The organism is Pseudorhodoferax sp. LjRoot39 (assembly GCF_964253035.1).
Taxonomy (GTDB): domain Bacteria; phylum Pseudomonadota; class Gammaproteobacteria; order Burkholderiales; family Burkholderiaceae_C; genus Pseudorhodoferax.
Window position 1 is genome coordinate 7,009,530 of record NZ_CAXUQL020000001.1, and the last position, 23,170, is coordinate 7,032,699.

At 70.1% G+C, this 23,170-nt stretch carries 23 protein-coding genes and 1 pseudogene; 22 read left to right on the plus strand and 2 right to left on the minus strand.

Annotated elements, in window-relative coordinates:
- Positions 1–64: 64 nt before the first annotated feature.
- From ACSQ4M_RS32745 to trxC, 18 genes are all read left to right on the plus strand, one after another.
- A complete protein-coding gene (locus tag ACSQ4M_RS32745; protein ID WP_436193521.1) occupies positions 65–1,282 on the plus strand; it encodes an alpha-hydroxy acid oxidase in 1,218 nt (405 codons plus the stop codon).
- Positions 1,279–1,956: an RraA family protein gene (locus tag ACSQ4M_RS32750; protein ID WP_436193522.1), complete on the plus strand. Its 678-nt coding sequence runs from the start codon at positions 1,279–1,281 to the stop codon at positions 1,954–1,956. The genes ACSQ4M_RS32745 and ACSQ4M_RS32750 overlap by 4 nt, the downstream gene beginning before the upstream one ends.
- On the plus strand, positions 1,953–2,984 hold the full coding sequence (locus ACSQ4M_RS32755; RefSeq protein WP_436193523.1) for a hydroxyacid dehydrogenase: 1,032 nt from the start codon (positions 1,953–1,955) through the stop codon (positions 2,982–2,984). Before ACSQ4M_RS32750 ends, ACSQ4M_RS32755 begins: the two co-directional genes overlap by 4 nt.
- 50 nt (positions 2,985–3,034) lie before the next feature.
- Positions 3,035–4,018 (plus strand): tripartite tricarboxylate transporter substrate binding protein, encoded by a 984-nt coding sequence (locus ACSQ4M_RS32760; RefSeq protein WP_436193524.1) that lies wholly within the window; start codon positions 3,035–3,037, stop codon positions 4,016–4,018.
- A gap of 26 nt (positions 4,019–4,044) precedes the next feature.
- Positions 4,045–5,013, plus strand: coding sequence for a Bug family tripartite tricarboxylate transporter substrate binding protein (locus ACSQ4M_RS32765; RefSeq protein ID WP_436193525.1), 969 nt, complete (start codon positions 4,045–4,047; stop codon positions 5,011–5,013).
- A gap of 59 nt (positions 5,014–5,072) precedes the next feature.
- Entirely contained in the window at positions 5,073–5,780 is a 708-nt protein-coding gene (locus ACSQ4M_RS32770; protein WP_436193526.1) for an SOS response-associated peptidase, read from the plus strand.
- 447 nt (positions 5,781–6,227) lie between these two features.
- Positions 6,228–8,036, plus strand: coding sequence for a methyl-accepting chemotaxis protein (locus tag ACSQ4M_RS32775; RefSeq protein WP_436193527.1), 1,809 nt, complete (start codon positions 6,228–6,230; stop codon positions 8,034–8,036).
- Positions 8,037–8,040: 4 nt separating this feature from the next.
- Complete coding sequence (locus tag ACSQ4M_RS32780; RefSeq protein ID WP_436193528.1) at positions 8,041–9,225, plus strand: GGDEF domain-containing protein; 1,185 nt, start codon at positions 8,041–8,043, stop codon at positions 9,223–9,225.
- 43 nt (positions 9,226–9,268) lie between these two features.
- Positions 9,269–9,940 (plus strand): amino acid ABC transporter permease, encoded by a 672-nt coding sequence (locus ACSQ4M_RS32785; RefSeq protein WP_436193529.1) that lies wholly within the window; start codon positions 9,269–9,271, stop codon positions 9,938–9,940.
- A 6-nt stretch (positions 9,941–9,946) separates the two neighbouring features.
- Positions 9,947–10,600 (plus strand): amino acid ABC transporter permease, encoded by a 654-nt coding sequence (locus ACSQ4M_RS32790; protein WP_436193530.1) that lies wholly within the window; start codon positions 9,947–9,949, stop codon positions 10,598–10,600.
- A 32-nt stretch (positions 10,601–10,632) separates the two neighbouring features.
- Positions 10,633–11,418, plus strand: coding sequence for a transporter substrate-binding domain-containing protein (locus ACSQ4M_RS32795; RefSeq protein WP_436193531.1), 786 nt, complete (start codon positions 10,633–10,635; stop codon positions 11,416–11,418).
- Between the two features lie 361 nt (positions 11,419–11,779).
- Positions 11,780–12,493, plus strand: coding sequence for an amino acid ABC transporter ATP-binding protein (locus ACSQ4M_RS32800; protein ID WP_436194110.1), 714 nt, complete (start codon positions 11,780–11,782; stop codon positions 12,491–12,493).
- Positions 12,490–13,443, plus strand: coding sequence for a sugar kinase (locus ACSQ4M_RS32805; RefSeq protein WP_436193532.1), 954 nt, complete (start codon positions 12,490–12,492; stop codon positions 13,441–13,443). The genes ACSQ4M_RS32800 and ACSQ4M_RS32805 overlap by 4 nt, the downstream gene beginning before the upstream one ends.
- A complete protein-coding gene (locus ACSQ4M_RS32810) occupies positions 13,440–14,411 on the plus strand; it encodes a 2-hydroxyacid dehydrogenase (RefSeq protein WP_436193533.1) in 972 nt (323 codons plus the stop codon). The genes ACSQ4M_RS32805 and ACSQ4M_RS32810 overlap by 4 nt, the downstream gene beginning before the upstream one ends.
- Positions 14,408–15,421 carry a LacI family DNA-binding transcriptional regulator gene (locus ACSQ4M_RS32815; protein ID WP_436193534.1) on the plus strand — a complete coding sequence of 338 codons (1,014 nt, stop codon included), beginning with the start codon at positions 14,408–14,410 and terminating at the stop codon, positions 15,419–15,421. Before ACSQ4M_RS32810 ends, ACSQ4M_RS32815 begins: the two co-directional genes overlap by 4 nt.
- A 43-nt stretch (positions 15,422–15,464) precedes the next feature.
- Positions 15,465–16,508, plus strand: coding sequence for an NADP-dependent oxidoreductase (locus ACSQ4M_RS32820; protein ID WP_436193535.1), 1,044 nt, complete (start codon positions 15,465–15,467; stop codon positions 16,506–16,508).
- Positions 16,509–16,616: 108 nt separating this feature from the next.
- Positions 16,617–17,597, plus strand: a complete 981-nt coding sequence (locus tag ACSQ4M_RS32825; RefSeq protein ID WP_436193536.1) for a Bug family tripartite tricarboxylate transporter substrate binding protein — start codon at positions 16,617–16,619, stop codon at positions 17,595–17,597.
- A 37-nt stretch (positions 17,598–17,634) separates the two neighbouring features.
- A complete protein-coding gene (gene trxC / locus ACSQ4M_RS32830) occupies positions 17,635–18,081 on the plus strand; it encodes a thioredoxin TrxC (RefSeq protein WP_436193537.1) in 447 nt (148 codons plus the stop codon).
- A 3-nt stretch (positions 18,082–18,084) separates the two neighbouring features.
- Here trxC and ACSQ4M_RS32835 read toward each other — a convergent pair whose 3' ends face one another.
- Together ACSQ4M_RS32835 and ACSQ4M_RS32840 are read right to left on the minus strand one after the other, a co-directional pair.
- A complete protein-coding gene (locus tag ACSQ4M_RS32835; RefSeq protein ID WP_436193538.1) occupies positions 18,085–18,747 on the minus strand; it encodes an ion channel in 663 nt (220 codons plus the stop codon).
- A 30-nt stretch (positions 18,748–18,777) separates the two neighbouring features.
- Entirely contained in the window at positions 18,778–19,986 is a 1,209-nt protein-coding gene (locus ACSQ4M_RS32840; RefSeq protein ID WP_436193539.1) for an MFS transporter, read from the minus strand.
- Between the two features lie 79 nt (positions 19,987–20,065).
- Here ACSQ4M_RS32840 and ACSQ4M_RS32845 point away from each other — a divergent pair, with 79 nt between their 5' ends.
- From ACSQ4M_RS32845 to ACSQ4M_RS32860, 4 genes and pseudogenes are all read left to right on the plus strand, one after another.
- Complete coding sequence (locus ACSQ4M_RS32845) at positions 20,066–21,061, plus strand: AraC family transcriptional regulator (RefSeq protein WP_436193540.1); 996 nt, start codon at positions 20,066–20,068, stop codon at positions 21,059–21,061.
- 90 nt (positions 21,062–21,151) lie between these two features.
- Complete coding sequence (locus tag ACSQ4M_RS32850; protein ID WP_436193541.1) at positions 21,152–21,481, plus strand: type II toxin-antitoxin system RelE/ParE family toxin; 330 nt, start codon at positions 21,152–21,154, stop codon at positions 21,479–21,481.
- Complete coding sequence (locus ACSQ4M_RS32855; protein ID WP_436193542.1) at positions 21,474–22,598, plus strand: helix-turn-helix domain-containing protein; 1,125 nt, start codon at positions 21,474–21,476, stop codon at positions 22,596–22,598. Before ACSQ4M_RS32850 ends, ACSQ4M_RS32855 begins: the two co-directional genes overlap by 8 nt.
- Positions 22,599–22,879: 281 nt before the next feature.
- Positions 22,880–23,155 (plus strand): annotated as a pseudogene (locus ACSQ4M_RS32860) (alpha/beta hydrolase); the annotation flags it as partial.
- Positions 23,156–23,170: the final 15 nt, after the last annotated feature.

Below are 23,170 nucleotides of genomic sequence, written 5' to 3' on the forward strand. Positions count from 1 at the left end.
GAAATGACAGTGCCGATTTTTTTCGCTTTTCTTTGAACATGACCCTGGGCACCATGGCCGCCCCATGCCCGCTCCCTCCTCTCCCTTGCCCCGGGCCTGCCGCCAGGTGCTGTCCCTGGACGACTTCGAGCCACTGGCCCGGCGCCACCTGCCGCGGCCCATCCACGCCTACATCAGCGGCGCCGTGGAAGACAACCACGCGCTCGCCGAGAACCGCCGCGCCTTCGCCGATCTGGCCTTGCGCCCGCGCGTGCTGGCCGGCGTGGCCCAGCGCGACCTCGGGTTCGCGCTGTTCGGCCACCGCTACGCCGCGCCCATCGGGCTGGCGCCCATGGGCATCTCGGCGCTGTCGGCCTACCGCGGCGACGTGGTGCTGGCCCAGGCCGCGCAGCAGGCCAATGTGCCGGCCATCATGAGCGGCTCGTCGCTGATCCGGCTGGAGGAGGTGATGGCCGCTGCGCCGCACACCTGGTTCCAGGCCTACCTGCCGGGCGAGCAGGCGCAGATCGACGGCCTGCTGGACCGCGTGCAGGCCGCCGGCGTGCAGACGCTGGTGATCACGGTGGACACGCCCGTCGCGGCCAACCGCGAGAACAACGTGCGCGCGGGCTTCTCCACGCCGCTCAAGCCCAGCCTGTCGCTGGCCTGGCAGGGCATCAGCCACCCGCGCTGGCTGCTGGGAACCTTCCTCAAGACGCTGCTGCGCCACGGCATGCCGCACTTCGAGAACAACTACGCCACGCGCGGCGCGCCCATCCTGTCGGCCAACGTGCTGCGCGATTTCTCCGACCGCGCCCATCTGGCCTGGCCGCACCTGGCCGCCATCCGCCAACGCTGGCCGGGCCAGCTGGTGGTCAAGGGCATCCTGACGCCGGAGGATGCCGCCATCGCCCGCGACCACGGCGCCGACGGCCTGATCGTCTCCAACCACGGCGGCCGCCAGCTCGACGGTGCGGTGGCGCCGTTGCGCGTGCTGCCCGCCATCGTGCGCGCCGTGCCCGGCCTGCCCGTGATGCTGGACAGCGGCGTGCGCCGCGGCACCGACGCCGTCAAGGCGCTGGCGCTGGGCGCGCGCTGCGTGTTCGTGGGCCGGCCCTTCAACTATGCGGCGGCGGTCGCCGGGCTGGCCGGCGTGGCCCATGCCATCGGCCTGCTGCGCGAGGAGATCTCGCGCGACATGGCCATGCTGGGGCTGACCCGGCTGGACCAGATCACGCCGGCCTGCATCCGGCCCGTGGCCAGCGCGGCCGACTACTTCCCTCCAACGGAGACACACCCATGAGCAAGATCCAGGGCTTTCACATCCATCCGCGGCCGGCACCGGCGGTCAGCGACGCGCTGCTGGCGCGCTACCGCGGCTTCCAGGTCGCCAACGTCAGCGACGCCATGAGCCGCACCACCGGCACCTCGGCGCTCAGGCCATTCCACAAGCGCGACGGCGCGTTTGCCGGCCGCGCGCTGACGGTGCGCACCCGCCCGGGCGACAACCTGATGGTGCACCACGCCATCGACACCTGCGCGCCGGGCGACGTGCTGGTGGTGGACGCGGGCGGCGTCGGCCCCAACGCCATCATCGGCGAGATCATGCTGGCGCTCTTGATCGCGCGCGGCGCGGCCGGCATCGTCATCGACGGGCTGATCCGCGACAGCGACACCATCGCCCAGCACAGCCTGCCGGTCTATGCGCGCGGCGTCTCTCACCGCGGCCCGTACAAGGACGGCCCCGGGGAGCTGCACGTGCCCGTCAGCATCGACGGCATGGTGGTGCGGCCCGGCGACATCGTGGTCGGCGACGGCGACGGGTTGCTGGCCGTGGCGCCCGAGGAGGCCGAGGACATTGCGGCGCGCGTGGAGGCGATCCAGCGCGTCGAGGCCGATGCGCTGCAGGCAATCGCCGAAGGCCGGGCAGACCGCAGCTGGGTGCTGCGCACGCTGCGCGAGAAGGGCGCCGCATGAGCCGCGTCGTCCGCTTCAACTACTGGCTGGACCCGGCCTTCGACCGCATCGTCGGCGAAGCCCCCGGCGTGCTGCTCCAGACCTGCGCCATGGAAGGCGCGGACGATGCCGCCTGGAGCGCGCTGGCCCACGCCCAGGTGCTGCAGATCACCGCTGCCAAGGACGAGCTGCCGCGCCATTGGTTCGTCACGGCCGAGTTGCTGGCGCGCTGCCCGCAGCTGCTGGCGGTCTCGTCCAGCGGCTCGGGCTGCGACACCATCGACATCGACGCCTGCACGCGCGCCGGTGTCATGGTCATGAACCAGGCCGGCGGCAATGCCGACTCGGTGGCCGAGATGGCGCTGGGACTGATGCTGGCGGTGCTGCGCCGCATCCCCGAATCGAATGCCATGCTGCGCGGCAAGGCCCGCGGCTTCAGCCGCGAAGACCTGATGGGCCACGAGCTGCGCGGCCGCACACTGGGCCTGGTCGGCGTGGGCGAGGCCGGCAGCCGCGTCGCTGCGCTGGGCCGCGCCTTCGGCATGCAGGTGCTGGGCGTCGACCCGGCCCTCGATGCGGCCCAGATGGCCGCGCGCGGTGCCGAGGCGGTGGCGCTGGACGAACTGCTGCGCCGCGCCGACATCGTCTCGCTGCACTGCCCGCGTGACGCCAGCACGCTGGGCCTTGTGGACGCCGCAGCCTTCGCCGCGATGCAGCCCGGCAGCATCTTCGTGAGCACCGCGCGCGGCGGCATCCACGACGAGGCCGCACTGCACGCGGCGCTGGCCAGCCGCCACCTGGGCGGCGCCGGGCTCGACGTCTGGGACCAGGAGCCGCCGCCGGCCGACCACCCGCTGCTGCAGCTGCCCAACGTGGTCGCCACCTTCCACACGGCCGGCGTGACGCACGAGGCGCGCCGCAACAACGCCACCCTGGCCGCGACCCAGATCGTCAAGCTGCTGGCCGACGGCCAGCGGCCCGCGCGCCTGGTCAACCCCGAGGTCTGGCCACAGGCCAGCGCACGCATCGCCGCCGCAATCCGCCACTGATGGCCACTGATTCGCACAGCCCATTCCGGGCACCACAACGGAGACATGAGATGAACAAGCACTGGACACGCCGCGCGCTGTGCGCCGGCCTCACCGCCATCGCCCTCGCGGGCCCGGCGGCCGCGCAGCCCGACGCCACCTACCCCGCCAAGCCCATCGAGCTGATCGTGGCCTACGGCCCCGGCGGCGGCACTGATCTCGTGGCACGCCTGCTGGCCCGCCACCTGGAGAAGCAGATCGGCGGCAGCGTGGTGGTGCTGAACCGCCCGGGCGCAGGCGGCGGCATCGGTTTCGGCGAACTCGCGCGCGCCAAGCCTGACGGCTACACCATCGGCTTCATCAACACGCCCAACGTGCTGACCATACCGGTCGAGCGCAAGAGTTCCTTCCACTGGAGCCAATACGACCTGCTGGGCAACCTGGTGGACGACCCGGGCGGCTTCGCCATCCACAACAGCAACGCCATCACCACGCTGGCCGGCCTCGCGGCCTATGCCAAGGCCAACCCCGGCGCCGTGACCGTGGGCACCACCGGCACCGGCTCGGACGACCACCTGGCCATGCTGCTGTTCGAGAAGGCCACCGGTACCAAGCTGACCCACGTGCCCTACAAGGGCGCAGGCGAGGTGCGGGCCGCCGCCACGGGCCAGCAGATCGTCATCGGCGCCATCAACGTCGGCGAGGTGCTGGCCTACCAGAAGGGCGGCACGCCCATCCGGCTGCTGGGCCAGATGTCGGCCGCGCGCACCTCGCTGGCGCCGCAGGTGCCGACCTTCAAGGAGCAGGGCATCGACATCGAACTGGCCTCGCTGCGCGGCCTGGCCGCGCCCAAAGGCCTGCCCGAGGCGGTGCGCAAGAAGCTGGTCGACGCCGTGGCCGCCATCGCCGCCGACCCGGCCTTCAAGCAGCAGGCCGAGGCCATGTACGCGCCGCTGCGCTACCTGGCGCCCACGGCCTACGCGGCCGAACTCGAACGCACCGAAGCGGGCTTCCGCAAGCTCTGGGGCGAGATGCCCTGGCAGGACAAGCCTTGAATTCCCTCCGCTCTTCAGCCAACACCATGCACACCCTCACCCGCCGCGGCTTCACGGCCCTCGCCCTCGCCCTGCCCCTGGTCGCCACCGCCCAGGGCGCACTGCCACCCGGCCCCATCACCATGATCGTGGGCTGGCCGGCCGGCGGCCCCTCCGACAACGTGGCGCGGCTCACGGCGGTGCGCATGGCCGAGGCCCTGGGCCAGTCCATCGTGGTCGACAACCGCGGCGGCGCGGGCGGCAACATCGGCAGCGATGCCGCGGCCCGTGCCAAGCCTGACGGCAGCACCATCATGCTGGCCACGGCCACCTCGCACGGCCTGAACTCTGCCCTGTATGCCAAGCTGAACCACGACCCGATCAAGGACTTCGCGCCGGTCGGCATGATCACCACCTCGCCCAGCGTGCTGCTGGTGCCGACCAACTCGCCGTTCCGCTCGGTCGCCGACCTGCTGAAGGCGGCCAAGGCCGAGCCCGGCAAGCTCAACTACGGCTCGGGCGGCGTCGGCTCCAGCCAGCACCTGGCGGGTGCCAACTTCAAGCGCATCGCCGGCGTGGACGTCACGCACATCCCGTTCAAGGGCACGGCCCCGGCCATGACCGACCTGATGGCAGGCCGCGTGGACTTCGTGCTGACCACGGGCGCGATGTCCTTCATCCGTTCGGGCAAGCTGCGCCCGCTGGCCGTGGCCGCGCGCCAGCGCCTGCCCGCGCTGCCCGACGTGCCGACCTTCGAGGAGGCCGGCGTCAAGGGCTTCACCACCGACTCGTGGTATGGCCTGGTCGCCCCGGCCGGCACGCCGCGCGCGGCGCTGGACAAGCTCAACGCGGCGCTGGCCACGGCCCTGCGCAACCCCGAGGTGCAGAAGCAGTTCCTCGACCAGGGCTCGCTGCCGGTCCAGCCCATGGGCGTGGACGCGTTCTGGAAGTTCGTCGTCGCGCAGATGCCGGCGGCGGCCGAGCAGGTTCGCGTATCGGGGGCGAAGGCGGAGTAACCCCGCCTGGGGCCCGCAGCCCAGACCGTGGTGGCGCGATGGGGCCGATACCATCGCGCATGAGCACACACTACGAATCCCTGCCGCTGGCGCAGGACTACCAGGACGCCTTCGCGGTCCCGCCGCCCGAGGCGCCCGGCCTGCGCGACATGTGGCCGCGCAAGCCGGGCCTGTGCATCCGCTCGGAATCCCCACCAGTGGCTGCGGTCGCCGATGGCGCAAGCGCCCCCGCTCCGACGCGCGCGCTGGTGCCTGCACAGTGGGGCCTGGTGCCGCACTGGGTCAAGTCGGCGTCCGACGGCAAGCTGCGCGCCACCAAGCTCGTCAACGCGCGTGCAGAGACTGCTGCCACCGCCCAGGCCTTCCGCGACGCCTGGCTGCAGGGCCAGCACTGCATCGTGCCGATGGCGGCGTTCTTCGAAGACGACTGGCGCAGCGGCAAGGCCGTCCCCACCCGCATCAGCCGCGTCGACGGACAGCCCATGGGCGTCGCCGGCCTGTGGGCGCTGTGGACCGGGCCCGACGGCGACACCCTCACCAGCTACGCCCTGCTCACCGTCAACGCCGACAACCACGCGCTGCTGCGCCGCTACCAGCCGCAGGGCAGCGAGAAACGCATGCCGGTGATCCTCAACGAAGGTTCGTACGACGCCTGGTTGAACGCGCCCATCGACAAGGCCCACGCGTTCATGCGGCAGTACGCGGCCCAATGGCTCACGGCAAACCCGGTGGAGCACAAGGCCGACAAGGTGCCCAGGCGGCTGTAGCGCAGCCGGTCGGCTGCATGGCCACTGGTCAGGCGCGGGCCAAGCCCGAGGTGCCGCGCCGACCCCCTGCGTGTGAACGCGGTCTGGATCTTCGTACGACACCGAATTCCGCTCTTTGCCGAACAGGTGCGCATACCGGGCACCGAAGCCGGGTGGGCCTGGCAGCCGGGCGCCACGCACCTGCCGGCTGACGATCCGCAGCGCTGGGGCGACAGACGGAATCCGCGCCCCGCGCACGGTGCACAAGCAAACCTAGTCTGGTGAATGTGTGAACGAACCAGACGCACCGAATCCCGCCGTTTCAAGACTTATTTGTTGTAAACCAAGACGATGCACGCAGCGCATCCGCCTCGACTGTGCACGCACCTGCACAGGGCTTCCGAACGGCAGGCAAGGCAGACGCCATGGTGAGAGCACAGGCTTTCAGACCAACCCTTGGGGAGCGACATGGCAAAGCAGGCAATGACGTTGCGGACGCGCTTGATGCTGTACACCGGTGCGCTGGTGCTGCTGGGCCTGGGCGTGCAGGCGGGCGCCAACATCTGGATCGCACGCAGCAACGCCTTGCGTACCTTGGAATCGAGCGCACGGGCCGTTGCGCGCGCGCACGCCGAGAGCATTGCCCTGTGGGTGGACAACCGCCTGCAGGTCATGCACGCGATGGAGCCCCTGCCCAACACCACCGACCCCATGCTCGGGCTGCGGCAGGCCGCGGTCGCCGCCCGGCTGGACATCGCCTACGTCGCCTTCCCCGACAAGCGCGCCCTGTTCTCGCGCGACGAACCGCTGCCCGCCGGCTACGACCCGACCGTGCGCCCCTGGTACCTGCAGGCGGCGGCCAGCGACGCACCCATCATCACCCAGCCCTACCTGGACCTGGGCACCAACAAGGCCGTGCTGACCGTGGCCATGGCCGTGCGCGCGGGCGGCCAGATCACCGCCGTCGTTGCCGGCGACGTGTTCATGGACAGCGTGATCGCCAACGTGGCCTCGATCCGGCCCATGCCCAACACGCGCGGCTTCGTGCTCGATGCCCAGGGTCGGCTGGTGGTGCACGAGGACCTGAAACTGATCGGCAAGCCGGCGACCGACATCGCGCCCCAGCTGACGGCCGAACGCGTGGCGAGCCTGCTGGCGGCCGGCAACCTGGAGGCACTGGACATCGCCGGCCAGCACCGCCTGGTGCAGTTGGCGCAGGTGCCCGGCACGCCCTGGATCCTGGCCGTGGCGCTGGACCGCGGCGAAGCCTTGGCCGCGATGGTGCGCATGGTCTGGATGTCCTCCATCAGCAGCGTGGCCATCGCCATCGTGGCGGTGCTCGTGATCGGCACCGTGCTGGCGGCCAGCCTGCGGCCGCTGCGCGCGCTGCAGCAGGCCATGGTGGACGTCAGTTCGGGCGAAGGCGACCTCACGCGGCGCCTGCCTGCGCGCGGCGCGCGCGAACTGGCCGGCATCGCGGCAGGTTTCAACGGCTTCGTGGACAAGCTGCAGCACATGCTGCGCGAGATCCGCGCCAGCGCCGACCACATCAGCACCGCGAGCTCGGAGATCGCCAGCGGCAACCAGGACCTGAGCCACCGCACCGAACAGACCGCGGGCAACCTGCAGGCCTCCGCATCGAGCATCGACACGCTGACGGCTGCGGTGCGCCAGTCGGCCGATTCCGCGCAGCACGCCAACCAGCTGGCCGGCAGCGCCGCGGCGGTGGCGCAGCGCGGCGGCAGCGTGGTGGGCGAACTGGTGTCCACCATGGACCAGATCCAGCACAGCAGCAGCCGCATCGCGGACATCATCGGCGTGATCGACGGCATCGCGTTCCAGACCAACATCCTGGCCCTGAACGCCGCGGTGGAGGCGGCCCGGGCCGGCGAGCAGGGCCGCGGCTTCGCCGTGGTCGCCAGCGAGGTGCGCAGCCTGGCGCAGCGCAGCAGCCAGGCCGCCCGGGAGATCAAGGAACTCATCGGCAGCAGCGTGGAGCGGGTCGGCGCGGGCAGCACGCTGGTGCAGACCACGGGCGCCACCATGCAGGACATCGTGCAGAGCGTGCAGCGCGTGAGCGACATCGTCGGCGAAATCAGCACGGCCGCGCGCAGCCAGAGCCAGGAGATCGCCGAGGTCAACTCCACCGTCACGCAGCTCGACCAGATGACCCAGCAGAACGCCGCGCTGGTCGAGCAGAGCACGGCCGCCGCGCAGAGCCTGCACGACCAGGCCGAGCGGTTGCGCCACGCGGTGGCGGCATTCCGACTCGATTGATGCCATGTCCACCTACGCGCTGGATCCGCGCACCACGATCCTGATCGGCGGCATCACGAGTGGCCTGATGGCCCTCGTGCTGACCTTGCTGGCACGCGCCACGCCGCTGCCTGTGCCGGGGCTGCGGACCTGGGTCGCAGGCGGCTGGCTGATCTTCAGTGCGATGGTGTTGCTGGGACTGCGGGACTGGACCTCCAACCTGGCCACGGTCACGCTGGGCAACGGCGCGCTGATGCTGGCCTACATCGCCTGGCTGGCCGGCACGCACCGGCACCTGGGCCAGCGCATCCGCTGGACACCCTGGCTGCTGGTCTGGGCAGTCGCCACCGCCCTGGTGAGCTGGTTCATCTTCGTCGAGCCGAGCTTTCGCGTCCGCACCGTGGTCGTGGCCGGCCTGTGCGCCTACCTGAGCGCCCACCATGCGGTGGTGCTGCTGCGCAACCCGCGGGTCGAGCGCTTCGGCCGTTCCATCGGCGTTTCCCTGACCATCACCTGGCTGCTGATCCTGGCCGCCGTCTACGGCATCCGCGCGCTGCACGCGGCCTGGTTTGCGCAGGGCAGCACCGGCCTGCTCACGCAGGGCGTGGTGCAGATCGTCTACACGGGCAGCTTCACGATCTGCAACCTCATGCTCGTGATCGGCTACGCCACCACCGCCTCCGACCATGTGCGCGCACGCATCGAGGACCAGGCCATCCACGACCCACTGACGGGCGGCCTGAACCGCCAGGCCCTGATGGACAGCCTGGAACGCGAGCGCGCCAGCAGCGCACGCACGGGCCTGCCCTTCAGCGTGGCCATGCTGGACGTGGACCACTTCAAGAAGATCAACGACAGCCACGGCCATCCCGTGGGCGACCGCGTGCTCGTGCACCTGTGCCGCCGCATGTCGGCCCTGGTGCGCCCCAACGACGTGGTGGCCCGCTATGGCGGCGAGGAGTTCGTCATCGTGATGCCGGAGACGACGCTGGGCGAAGCACTGCAGGCCGGCCAGCGCCTGCTCACGCAAGCGGTACAGGTCGACGACCAGGCCCTGCCCGCCTTCACCGTCAGCATCGGCCTGGCGCAATGGTCTGCGGTCGACAACTCCGTGGAGACCGTGATCGCGCGCGCCGACGCCGCGCTCTATGCCGCCAAGGCCAACGGCCGCAACCGGGTCGAAGTCGGCGGCTCGGCAATCTCCGTGTAAACCCTCATCGCCACGGACTGAAACCGGTTTCAAAATCCGGCGCGTGCACTACCAATTCCAGTTCGACGCCGTCTTTGCCGCCTGGCCGCTGCTGCTCAAGGGCACCTGGATCACCGTGCAGCTCTCGCTCACGGCCACGGTGCTGGGCCTCGTCGTCGCTGTGCTCGGCGCCTGGGGAAAGACCAGCGGGCCGGCCTGGCTGCGGGTGCTGATCCAGGCCTACATCGAGCTGATCCGCAACACGCCCTTCCTGGTGCAACTGTTCTTCTTCTTTTTCGCGCTGCCCGTGTTCGGGCTGCGCTGGTCGCCCTACCAGGCCGCGCTGACGGCCATGGTGGTCAACCTGGGCGCCTACGCCACCGAGATCATCCGCGCCGGCATCGAGTCCATTCCCAAAGGGCAGATCGAGGCCGGCCGCGCGCTCAACCTCAAGGGCTGGGAGATCTTCCGCTTCGTGATCCTCAAGCCCGCGCTCAAGGCCATCTACCCCGCGCTGACCAGCCAGTTCATCCTGCTCATGCTGACCTCGGCCGTGGTCTCGGTGATCTCGGCGGACGACCTGACCTCGGTGGCGGCCACGCTGCAGTCGCAGACCTTCCGCAGCTTCGAGATCTACATCGTGGTGACCGCCATCTACCTGGGGCTGGCCCTGCTGTTCTCCGGGCTGTTCAAGCTCGTGCACCGCCAGTTTCTCAACTACCCGGACAAGAGGTAAGCCGGTATGCGTACCTTCGGCTGGTCCGAATTCCTGTTCATCGTCGAGGCGGCGAAGTGGACGCTGGCGCTCTCGGCGATTGCCTTCGTCGGCGGTGTCGTCCTGGGCCTGCTGGTCGCGCTGGCGCGCACCGCGGAGCACCGCGGCGCGCAGTTCCTGGCGACCGGTTTCATCCAGATCTTCCAGGGCACGCCGTTGCTGCTGCAGCTGTTCCTGATCTTCTTCGGCTTCCCGGTGCTGGGGCTGGACATCAACCCCTGGGTGGCGGCCGGCATCGCGCTCACGCTGAACACGGCGGCCTTCCTGGCCGAGATCTGGCGCGGCTGCATCCAGGCTGTGCCGGGCGGCCAGCGCGAGGCGGCGCTGGCACTGAACCTCTCGTACGTGGACCGCATGCGCTTCGTGATCCTGCCGCAGGCCTTCAAGATCGCGCTGCCGCCCACCGTGGGCTACCTGGTGCAGGTGATCAAGGGCACCTCGCTGGCGGCCATCATCGGCTTCGCCGAGGTCACGCGCGCGGGCCAGATCATCAACAACGCCACCTTCCAGCCGCTGCACGTGTTCACCACCGTGGCCGCCGTCTACTTCGTGATCTGCTGGCCGCTCTCGCTGCTGGCCGCGCGCATGGAAAAGCGCCGCGCCGCGGCACTGGCCCGCTGACCCCGTTCCCGTTCCACCCCAAGGAGACCCGCATGAGCATGACCCGCCGCGCCACCCTGGCGCTGACCCTGGCCGCCACGACCGCCACCTTCGCCATTCCCGCCATGGCCCAGACCGTGGCCGACCTCAAGAAAAAGGGCGAGATCACCATCGGCATGCTGGTGGACTTCCCGCCCTACGGCACCACCAACGCGCAGAACCAGCCCGATGGCTACGACGCCGACGTCGCCAAGCTGCTGGCCAAGGACCTGGGCGTGAAGGCCAACATCGTGCCCGTCACCGGCCCCAACCGCATCCCCTTCCTCCTGACCAACAAGGTCGACGTGCTGGTGGCTTCGCTGGCAGTCACGCCCGAGCGCGCCAAGCAGGTCGACTTCTCCACGCCCTACGCGGCCGCCACCATCGTGCTGTACGGCGCGACCAAGGTACAACTGAAGGAAGCCGCCGACCTCAAGGGCAAGCGCGTGGGCGTGGCCCGCGCCAGCACGCAGGACGTGGCGCTCACGGCCATCGCGCCCGAGGGCACGGAGATCCGCCGCTTCGACGACGACGCCTCGGCCATGCAGGCGCTGATGTCGGGCCAGGTCGACGCCATCGGCTGCTCGACCACGGTGGCCGCGCAGATCGCCAAGCGCGCGCCGGCCGGCACCTACGAGAACAAGTTCAACCTGCGCCAGCAGGTCATGGGCGTGGCCATGCGGCCGGGCCAGGCCGAGCTCAAGAAGACGCTGGACGAGTTCGTCGAGCGCAACAAGAAGAACGGCGAGTTGAACAAGCTCTACCAGAAGTGGCTGGGGACGGACTTTCCGGCGCTTTGAGCTGGCTGGGGTGGTGCGGGACCGCGCCGACGGTGTACTCCACTCCGCGAATGTCCCCCGCCCAGGGCCGCAGGCGGCCCAGGGCTCCTCCTTTATTTCGCTGCGTGGAGCACACCATCGACACGGTCTACCAACGTCGCGTCGCATCACCCGTTCGACGCGACGTTTCCAAGGCCGAGGGTGTCGGGTGGCCTTCCCAGCGAAATAAAGGAGGAGGCCGCCAGGCCGGGGGACATTCGCGGAGAAGGCCACCCGGCGACCTCGGCCCTCGCACCACGCATCCGCCCCTCGCCTTTAAAAAACCAGACCAGCCAACGTGAACACTCCACAGCAACACACCCTCGGCCCCCCCATCATCGAGATGGCCGGCGTCAACAAGTGGTACGGCCAGTTCCAGGTGCTGACCGGCATCGACCTGTCGGTGCGCGCGGGCGAGCGCATCGTGGTCTGCGGCCCCTCGGGCTCGGGCAAGTCCACGCTGATCCGCTGCATCAACCGCCTAGAGACCGTGCAGCAGGGCACCATCACGGTGGACGGCATCGAACTCACGGCCGGCGGCAAGAACGTGGACCGCGTGCGGGCCGAGGTCGGCATGGTGTTCCAGCAGTTCAACCTGTTCCCGCACCTGACCATCCTGGAGAACTGCACGCTGGCGCCCATGCGCTCGCGCGGCATGACGCAGCAGCAGGCCGAAGAGGTGGCCATGCAGTACCTCACGCGCGTGCGCATTCCCGAGCAGGCGAAGAAGTACCCGGCCCAGCTGTCGGGCGGCCAGCAGCAGCGCGTGGCGATCGCCCGTGCGCTGTGCATGGCGCCCAAGATCATGCTGTTCGACGAGCCCACCTCGGCGCTGGACCCGGAGATGGTCAAGGAAGTGCTGGACACCATGATCACGCTGGCCGAAGACGGCATGACCATGCTGTGCGTCACGCACGAGATGGGCTTCGCGCGCAGCGTGGCCGACCGCGTGATCTTCATGGCCGAGGGCAAGATCATCGAGCAGGCCGCACCACAGCAGTTCTTCGAGAACCCACAGCACGAGAAGACCCGGCAATTCCTGGGACAGATCCTATGAACGACGCACCCACCTTCGACGTCGCCGTCTTCGGCGAAGCCATGATGCTGCTGGTGGCCGACCAGCCCGGTCCGCTGGAGGACTGCACCGGTTTTCTCAAACGCACGGCCGGTGCCGAGACCAATTTCGCCATCGGCCTGGCGCGCCTGGGCTTCCAGGTCGGCTGGGCCAGCCGCCTGGGCACCGACAGCATGGGCCGCTACCTGCTGCGCAGCATGCAGGCCGAAGGCATCGACTGCGGCCACGTGGTCTGCGACGCGACGCAAAAGACGGGCTTCCAGTTCAAGGGCCGCGTGACCGACGGCAGCGACCCGCCGGTCGAATACCACCGCAAGGGCTCGGCCGCGAGCCAGATGGCGCCCAGCGACATCGACGAGGCCTGGCTGCGCAGCGCGCGCCACCTGCATGCCACGGGCGTGTTCCCGGCCATCTCGGCCACCACGCTGCCCACCGCCATCCGCAGCATGGAGATTGCGCGCGCCGCCGGCCGCACGATTTCGTTCGACACCAACCTGCGGCCCACGCTGTGGGGGAGCCGTGAGGCCATGGTCGCGGCCATCAACGGCCTCGCCGCGCGTGCCGACTGGGTGCTGCCCGGCATCGAGGAAGGCGAGATCCTGACCGGCGAGACCGCACCTGAAAAGGTCGCCGCGTTCTACCGTGCGCAGGGCGCCAAGCTGGTCGTCGTCAAGCTCGGTGCCGAGGGCGCCTACTACGACAGCGACGTGGCTGGCACCGGCCGCGTGCCGGGCTTTGCGGTAGAGAAGGTCGTCGACACCGTGGGCGCGGGCGACGGATTCGCGGCCGGCGTGGTCAGCGCGCTGCTGGAAGGTCTGAGCGTGCCCGAGGCAGTGCGCCGCGGATCGTGGATCGGCGCGCGCTGCGTGCAGGTGATCGGCGACACGGAAGGCCTGCCCACGCGCGTGCAACTCGAGGAGGCCGCACTGTGAACGTCGTCGTCTTCGGCGCACTGCCGCCCGACCAGCTCGCGCGCCTGCAGGCCGTGCACCAGGTCACCGTCACCAACCCCAAGGCCGACCCCGCCGTCTTCGCGGCCGCTCTGCCGCAGGCCGAAGGCCTGATCGGCGCCAGCTACCCAATCACCCCCGCGCTGCTGGACCAGGCCCCGCGCCTGCGCGTGGTCTCCAGTGTCTCGGTCGGCGTGGACAACTACCCGCTGGCCGCCTTGCACCAGCGCGGCATCACGCTGTGCCACACACCCGGCGTGCTCGACGAGACCGTGGCCGACACCGTGTTCGGCCTGCTCATGGCCACCAGCCGGCGCATGGTCGAACTGGCCAACCTGGTGCGCGAAGGGCGCTGGGCCAAGAGCGTGGGCGAGGCGCTGTACGGCTGGGACGTGCACCACAAGACCCTGGGCCTGCTGGGCTTTGGCCGCATCGGCCAGGCCATCGCGCGCCGCGCCGCGCTGGGCTTCGGCATGGAGGTGCTCTACCACGCGCGCCGGCCGGTCGACCTGGCCGCGCAAGCGCCCGAACTGGTGGGCAAGGCCCGGCACACGCCGCTGGCCGAACTGCTGCCGCGCGCCGACTTCGTGGTCGCCATGCTGCCGCTGTCGGACACCACGCGCGGCATGCTCAACGCCGAGCTGTTCGCGCAGATGAAGCCCGGCAGCATCTTCGTCAACGGCGGCCGTGGCGCCACCGTCGACGAAGCCGCACTGCTGCACGCGCTGGACCACGGCCCGCTGCGCGCGGCTGGCCTGGACGTGTTCGCCAAGGAGCCGCTGCCGGCCGACTCGCCGCTGCGCACGCACCCGCGCGTGACGCCCTTGCCGCACATCGGCTCGGCCACGGCCGAGACGCGCCATGCCATGGCTGCGCTGGCCGTGACCAACCTGCTGCAGGTGCTGGCCGGCGAGCAGGCCACGGCGGCCTACGACACCGCCGGCACGTGACCACCGCCCGGCCCACGATCTCCGACGTGGCAGCCACCGCCGGCGTCTCCAAAGCCACGGTCTCGCGCTTCTTCAACCACCGGGAGCGCCTGCTGAGCCCGGACATCGCCGCCCGCGTGCAGGCCGCCATCGACCAGCTCGGCTACGCGCCCAGCCCCGTGGCCCAGGCGCTGAGCCGCGGCCGCTCGCGCCTGATCGGCCTGGTCGTGGCGGACATCGCCAACCCCTACTCCGTGGCCGTGCTGCGTGGGGCCGAGCGCGCCTGCCGCGAGGCCGGCTACCTGGTCATGCTGTTCAACCTGGGCAACGAGCCGGGCCGCGAGCGCGAGGCCATCGAGGCGCTGGCTGGCTACCAGGTCGACGGCTTCATCCTCAACACGCTGGGCCGCGGCCACAGCGTGCCCGACGCCGTGGCCGCCCAGGGCAAGCCCGTGGTGCTGATCGACCGGCGCCTTGCCGGCATGCAGACCGACTTCGTGGCCCTGGACAACGCGGGCGCCATGGCCCAGCTGTGCGGCCACCTGCAGGCCGGCAACTGGCAGGAGCTGCTCTACGTGACCGAGCCCGTGGCCGGTGTCAGCACGCGGCGCGAGCGCACGGCGGCCTTCGGCAGCTGCCTGCACGCCCCCATGGCAGGCACCGTGTTCGAAAGCGCCGAGGGCGACGAAGCCGCACTGGTGGCCGCCCTGGTCGCCCTGCGCCAGCGCGCCGGCAGGAAGCGCCGCCCGGCCGTGGTGGCCGGCAATGCGGTGGTCACGCTGCGTGTGGCCCATGCCGTGCGCCAGCTGGGCTGGCAGTTCGGCAGCGAGCTGGGCTTTGCGGGCTTCGACGATCCGGATTGGGCCTCGCTGATCGGGCCGGGCCTGACCTGCATCGCCCAGCCGACCGACGCCATCGGCGAGGGCGCGGCGCACTGCCTGATCGAGCGCCTGCAGGGCCACACCGGCCCGGCGCGGCGGGTGTTGCTTGAGGGACAGCTGGTGGTGCGCGGATCGTCCGCACCCGGCTAAGCCGCGCTAGCATGCCGCGCCACCCCACACCGGAGACATGCGCATGACCGCCCCCCTCGTCAACCACCAGGTCCGCCTGGCCAAACGCCCCGAGACCACCGCCACGCGCGAGCACTGGAACTTCACGACCGAACCCGTGGCCGAACCGGACCAGGGGGGCGTTCTGGTGCAGACGCTCTCGCTCTCGCTGGACCCGGCCATGCGCGGCTGGCTCAACGACGCGAAGAGCTACATCCCGCCGGTGGCCATCGGCGAGGTGATGCGCGCGGGCGGTGTCGGCCGCGTGATCGCCTCGAAGAACCCGGCCTTCGCGGTCGGCGACACGGTCTACGGCACGCTGGGCGTGCAGGCCTACGCGCTGGTCCCGCAGGACGCCCTGAAACGCGTGGGCCTCGTGAAGATCGACCTGCGCCTGGGCACGGTGGGCCAATGGCTCAACGTGCTCGGCATGCCGGGCATGACGGGTTACTTCGGCCTCCTGGACATCGGCCAGCCGCAACCGGGCCAGACCGTGGTGGTCTCGGCCGCGGCCGGCGCGGTCGGCCAGACGGTCGGCCAGCTCGCCAAGATCAAGGGCTGCCGCGCGGTCGGCATCGCGGGCGGCCCCGCCAAGTGCGACTGGGTGGTGAAGGAGCTCGGCTTCGACGCCTGCATCGACTACAAGGCTGGCCCCAGCGCCGTCCGCGAAGGCCTCAAGCAGCACTGCCCGAACGGGGTGGACGTGTACTTCGACAACGTGGGCGGCGAGATCCTCGACCAGGTGCTGGCCAAGCTGGCACGCAAGGCCCGCGTGATCGTCTGCGGCGCGATCAGCCAGTACAACAATGCCAACAGCATGCCGGGCGCCGGCCCCCGCAACTACCTGAGCCTGCTCGTGAACCGCGCGCGCATGGAGGGCATGGTGGTGTTCGACTACGCCGACCGCTTCCCGCAGGCCATCGCCGAGCTGGCCGGCTACCTGAAGGACGGCCGCATGCAGAGCAAGGAGGACGTGGTGCAGGGCCTGGACCAGTTCCCCGAGACGCTGAACAAGCTGTTCGCGGGCGGCAACTTCGGCAAGCTGGTGCTGCAGGTGGCGGCGGCCTGAACCCGGCAACCATGCGAATTTTTCGCATGCAACGTTGCTGATGCTGTGATGGACGGCAATGCAGGCGAATCCTAGGATGCGCCCATCGCCCACCCTGGAGTTGCCGCCATGACCATCACCCGCCGCCTGTCCCTGCTGGCCTGCACGTTCGGCCTGCTGGCCGCTGCCCTGCCGGCAGCCGCCCAGGGCAAGTACCCCGACCACCCCGTCAAGCTCATGGTGGCGCTGCCGGCCGGCGGTGGCGTGGACATGATCGCGCGCCTGGTGGGCCAGAAGCTGGCTGCGCTGAACGGCCAGCCCTACGTGGTGGACAACCGGGCCGGTGCCTCGGGCCGCATCGGCCTGCCGCTGGTGGCCAAGGCCGCCCCCGACGGCTACACGCTGATGGCCTCGCCGGCCTCGTTCCTGACGACCAACAAGCACATCTTCAAGGAGATGCCCTACGACGCCGAGGCTGACTTCGCGCCCATCTCCAAGCTGGCCAACCAGTCCATGGTGCTGGTGGTCAAGGACCGGCAGAAGTTCGCCAACGCCGGCGCGGTGCTGGCCGCGGCCCGTGCCAAGCCCGAGGCGGTGAACTATGCCTCGTCAGGCGACGGCAGCCCGCAGCACCTGGCGGCGCTGATGTTCGAGACGCGCATGAAGGTGCGCATGGTGCACATCCCCTACAAGGGCGGCGCGCTGGCCATCAACGACCTCTTGGGCGGCAACGTGGACATGCTGTTCGCGCCGCTGCCCGAGGCCCTGCCCCACATCAAGGCCGGCAAGCTCACGGCGCTGGCCATCATGAGCGAGCAGCGCTCGCCGCTGATCGCCGACGTGCCGACCATGCGCGAGGCCGGCATCGACAACATGGTGTTCCAGACCTGGATCGGCATGCTGGCCCCGGCCCGCACGCCGCGCCCGCTGATCGACCAGCTGAACCAGCAGATCCACGCCATCCTGGCCAGCGAGGAGGTCAAGGCCCAGCTGCGCGAGGCCGGCATGGACGTCGCGCCGACCACGCCCGAGCAGTTCGCCAGGACCATCTCGGAAGAAGGCAAGCTGCACGCGGAGCTCGTGAAGGCCTCGGGGCTGGTGCCGCAGTGAGGCTTGAAATCGGGCCGGACGCCCTGCAGCTGGCTGCATGACCACCCCGCTGCACCTCGTCTGCCCGCACTGCCACACCACCAACCGCGTCGCCGCGGCCGACCTGACCAAGGCGCCGGACTGCGGCAAGTGCCACCAGGCGCTGTTCACAGGCCATTCGGTGGCGCTGGACGCCGCCAGCTTCGACCGCCACATCGGCCGCAGCGACATCCCGGTGCTGGTGGACTTCTGGGCGCCGTGGTGCGGGCCCTGCCGGCAGATGGCGCCGGCCTTCGAGCAGGCCGCGGCCCAGCTGCAGCCGCATGTGCAGTTGGCCAAGCTGGACACCGAGGCCGAGCAGGCGCTGGGCGCGCGCTTCGCCATCCGCAGCATCCCCACGCTGGCGCTGTTCCGCGGCGGCCGCGAGATCGCACGCCAGGCCGGCGCCATGGGCGCGGCCGACATCGTGCGCTGGACGCAGGCGCAGCTGGCTCGCGTGGCCTGATCCTCAGCGCCGCTGCAGCGTGAGCCCGATCAGCCGCGACACCACGGCCGCCAGGTAGATCACGCCGGCGAACATCTCCAGGCTGGCCATGGCGCGCGCCACCGGCCGCACCGGGATCACGTCGCCGATGCCGGTGGACGACAGCAGCGCGAAGCTCAGGAACAGCAGCTCCGTCCAGCTGCGCGGCGCCTGCGGCTCCACCGCCGCCAGGAAGCTGGCGGGCTGCAGCGCCTGCAGCACCACGAACACATGGGCGAAGGCCCAGGCCAGCAAGGTGAAGGTGGCTCCCGCGGCGAACAGTTCGTCGGTGGTGGCGCGCAGGTCGCCCAGCATGTAGGCGATCAGGCTGCCCGCGGCATAGAAGTAGAACAGCGCCTCCAGCGCTGCCGACCAGGGCAGCAGCCAGTGCATGTCCCAGGCCGACTGCAGCACCAGCAGCACGATGGCCGGCAGCGCGATGCACACGCTGAGCCAAGTCAGTCCCGGCGTGCTGCGCACCATGTGCGTGGTGACGATCAGCACGACGATGCCCAGGCTGCCCAGCGCCAGCGGCCCGGCGCGCGTGGCCTCCAGCAACGGATAGAGCACGAGGCCGGCCAGCTGCACGAGCAGCAGGATGGCGCAGGGGTGGCGCCGGGTCAGCGCGAGGAAACGCAAGGGCCGCATGCGCCGCATTCTCGGCGCAGCGCGACGCTCTCAGACCCGCGCTGGCCGCGGTCCGTAGCGCCAGACCAGCAGCGCCCCCAGCGTGACCGAGCCCAGCGCGAACAGCGGCCCGCCGTGCGCGCCCACATGGTCGACCAGCAGGCCGCCACCGATGGCGCCGCTCGCGATGGCCACCTGGAAGGCCGCGACCAGCAAGCCGCCCGCGCCCTCGGCCTGGTCGGGCGCGGCACGCACGATCCAGGTCTGGAAGCCCACCGGGAAGGCGCCGAAAGCAAAGCCCCAGAGTGTCACCGCCACGGCCGTCACGACCACCGACGAGGCGCCCAGCAGCAGCACGCCGGCCAGCAGTGCGACCAGCGTGCTGCCGGCCACGACTGCGCGGCGCTCGCTGCGTTCGGCAATGGCCCCACCCACCAGGTTGCCGACGAAGCCGCCCACGCCATAGCCCAGCAGCACGCCCGTGATCGCGCCGACCGACAGGTGCGTGACGTTCTCCATCAGCGGGCGGATGTAGGTGAAGCCTGCGAAGTGGCCAGAGATCACGAGCAGCACGGCCAGCAGCGCCACGCGCACGTCGGGCCGCATGAGCAGTTCGGCCAGCACGCGCAGGTCGGGCCGGTCGCGCGGCGGCAGTGGGGGCAGCGTGGCGAACTGGAACAGCAGCGTCACGAGGCTCACGCCGCCGGCCGCCCAGAAGGCACTGCGCCAGCCCCATTGCTCGCCCATCCAGGCACCGATGGGCGCGGCGCAGACCGTGGCCACCGACACGCCCGTCAGGATCAGCGCCATGGCGCGCGCGAAGCGATCGGCCGGCACCAGCCGCAGCGCCAGCGCGCCCGACATCGACCAGAAGCCGCCCAGCGCCACGCCCAGCAGCACGCGCGCCACCAGCAGCGCCGGCAGGCTGGTGGCCGCCACGGCCAGGCCGTTGGAAAGCACCAGCAGCACGGTGAGCGCCAGCATCACGCTGCGGCGGTCCAGGTTGCGCGTGAGCAGCGGCAGGCTGGGCGCGGCCACGGCCGCGACCAGCGCGGTGGCCGTCACGGTCTGACCGGCCGTGCCTTCGCTGACATGCAGGTCGGCCGCCATGGCCGTGAGCAGGCTGGCCGGCAGGAACTCGGCCGTGACCAGGCCGAACACGCCCAGCGCCAGCGCGGCGACGGCCGGCCAATGGGCCTGGTTGGGTTCCGGCGGCGCGCCGGCAGTGGGTGGGCAGGTGGTGCAGGAAGCAGAAGACACAGGGTAAACACCAGGTTGGACAAGCAGAGTGCGGAGCTTAGGCCTAAGATCCCGGCGTTTGAATGCCGGAAAAGCCGAAATGCTTGACGAATCCTCCAGCACCCCTGCCCTGTCCAGTGCAGAGCTGCCCGCCATCCATCCCGACCGGCGCGACATGCTCACGCGCATCCTGCTGGGCCTGCGGCTGGACGGTGTGGAATATGGCCGCTGCCTGTTGCGCGCGCCCTGGGCGCTGCGCTTTGCGGCGCAGCGCGATGCGCACTTCCACTTCGTCGCCAGCGGCGGCGCCTGGCTCCGCCTACCCGGCAGCGACTGGATGCGGCTGGAACCCGGCGACGCCGTGCTGCTGCCGCGCGGCAGCGCGCACGAACTCGCCAGCGCGCCCGACCTGCCCGCCACCGACATCGCCACGCTCGCGCGCGTGCCGGTGTCCGAGCAGATCTACCTCGTGCGCGACGGCGCGCAAGACGCCGGCGACGCGCCGTCCGACCTGCTGTTCTGCGGCAGCATGCGCTTCAACCTGGACCCGCTGCACCCGCTCATGGCGCTGATGCCGGATCGCATGCGCGCGGGCGAACTCGCGCTGCGCGACCCCGGCGTGCCGGCCCTGCTCGACGCCATGGAGCGCGAGGTGGCGCTGGACCGCATCGGCAGCTGCGGCATCCTCGCGCGGCTGGCCGACGTGCTGGCCGCCAGCATCATCCGCGCCTGGGTGGAATGCGCCTGCGGCGACGCCACCGGCTGGCTCGCGGCCGTGCACTGCCCGCAGATCGGCAAGGTGCTGGCGGCGATCCACGCCGAGCCCGAGCGCGACTGGAGCGTGCCCGCGCTGGCCGAACTCATGGGCGCCTCGCGCTCGCGCTTTGCCGAGGCCTTCACCAAGACCGTGGGCGAGAGCCCGGCGCGCTACGTGGCCAAGGTCAAGATGTTTCAGGCCCGGCACTGGATCGCGCAGGAAGGCATGCGCGTGGCCGTGGCCGCCAGCCGGCTCGGCTACGAGTCCGAGGCCTCGTTCAGCCGCGCCTTCAAGCGCGTGATCGGGCAGCCACCGAGCGCCGTGCGGGTAGCGGCCTGACCGAAGGCACAACGACGCGAAGCCTCTTGTCGCTCCACTCTCTTTACCTATCTGGTAATATTTCATCCCCGACACAAGATCAACAACAGCGTGGAAATCCGCTTCCAAGACAAGCGCCTGCGTGAGCTGTGCGAGAAAAAAGCGGCCGCGACAAAGAAGCTGGGAGATGCCGGAGCCCGCAAGCTGCAAACGCGCCTGGCCGACTTGATGGCCGCTGCCCGCGTCAGCGATCTGGTGGCGGGCAATCCACATCCCCTCAAAGGGGACCGGCTTGGTCAGTTCGCCGTCGATCTGAGCGGTGGCTGGCGTCTGGTCTTCGCGGCCGCGAACGATCCCGTTCCGCGCCGTGAAGACACCACCATCGATTGGTCAGCCGTGACCATCGTCTGTATCGAATTCATCGGGGACTACCATGACTGAAGCTGTTGAACCTGGCAGCGCCTTCGCGCCGAACTGGGTTTCCCCTCCAGGTGACACCATCCTGGACCTGCTGGAAGAGCGCGGCTGGACACAACAGCACCTGGCGGATCGCCTCGGTTTCTCCCTCAAGCACGTCAACCAGCTCACCAAGGGGAAGGTGCCGCTGTCCGAAGATGCCGCCATCCGTCTGCAGAACGTGTTGGGCGCTCCGGTGGGCTTTTGGTTGACCCGCGAAGCCCAGTACCGCGAACGGGCTGCACTGCAGGACACGGCCCAGCGCAATGCGGCCATGGTGCCCTGGCTGCAGCGCTTTCCGGTCAAGGCGCTGATGGACGCTGGCGTGTTGCGCAAGCGCCGGATGCAGGCTTCGGAGAAGCCCGCGATGGTCGGCGAACTTCTGGCCTTTTTTGGCGTTGCCAGCACAGAGCAGTGGGAGAGCCAGTACGGAGAAATGGAAGTGGCTTTTCGCCGCAGCCGGGAAGACCAGGCCGATGTCGCCGCAATTTCTGCGTGGCTGCGCATGGGCGAACGCGCCGCGGAACGCTGGGATGGCCTGCGCTATGACGAGGGCCGCTTCCGTGCGGCATTGACCCAGATCCGCACATGGACCAACCTTGAGCCCGTGGCGTTCGAGCCAAAACTCCGGCAGACGCTTAAGGAGGCTGGCGTCGCCTTCGTCCTGGCGCCCGCCTTGCCGAGAACACATGTTTCCGGCGTCGCGCGTTGGCTGTCGCCGCATCGCCCGCTGATCCAGTTGTCGCTGTACGGCAAGACGAACGACAAGTTCTGGTTCAGCTTCTTTCATGAGGCAGCGCACATCCTGCTGCACAGCCGGCAGAAATCCACCGTGTTCCTCGACGACCCAGGCCGGTCAGGATCGAACTCGGCCGACGAACGAGAGGCCGACGCCTGGGCACGTGACTGGTTGATCACGCCCCAGGCCGCCACCGCCATGGCGCAATTGCCACGCACCCGCGCAGCTGTGCTTGCCTTCGCCAGCAACGTTGGCGTGCACGCAGGCATCGTGGTGGGCCGCATGCAGCACGACCGGCTGCTGGAGGTCACGTGGTTGAACGACCTCAAGGTGAGTTTTTGCCTGGCGCCTTCGGCAACGTGAAGTTCGCCTGAACGCGCATCGCCTGCCCCCACGAGCGGCAGCAACGTGCAACGGAGCAGGCAATGCGGCTGATCCACCCGCGACGCAGTTGCGTACGGATTGGATGCACGCCGCCATTGCGCGCCCATCCCTCACCTGAGCGCGTAGCGCAGACCACGCGCCCGCGACAAGAGGCAACTTTGTTCCACATCCCTCACTTCGTCATGCTGGCAGCCGCCGCCGTGGCCCTGTGCCTGGCGGCCGGCTGGCCGATGGTGGTGTTCTTCTAGGGAGGCTCGTGGCGCAGCGACGCGCGCGGCGCCTACCGTTTCCTCGGCGAGGCCCTGGCTGCGCAGGGCGTGCTGGTGCTGGTGGCCGACTACCGGCTCTACCCCGAGGTGCGCTTTCCCGACTTCCTGGCCGACAGCGCACAGGCGCTGGCCTACGGCATGGACCACGCGCCCGCGCTGGGCGCCGACCCGCGCCGCGTGTTCGTCGTCGCCCCGGCGCACGCCCTGCACCGACACGGCCGGGCTTGTCGCGCACGTGATCGCGCCAGCGCTGCGGCCTGGGGATGATGCCGCGCGCCCCGG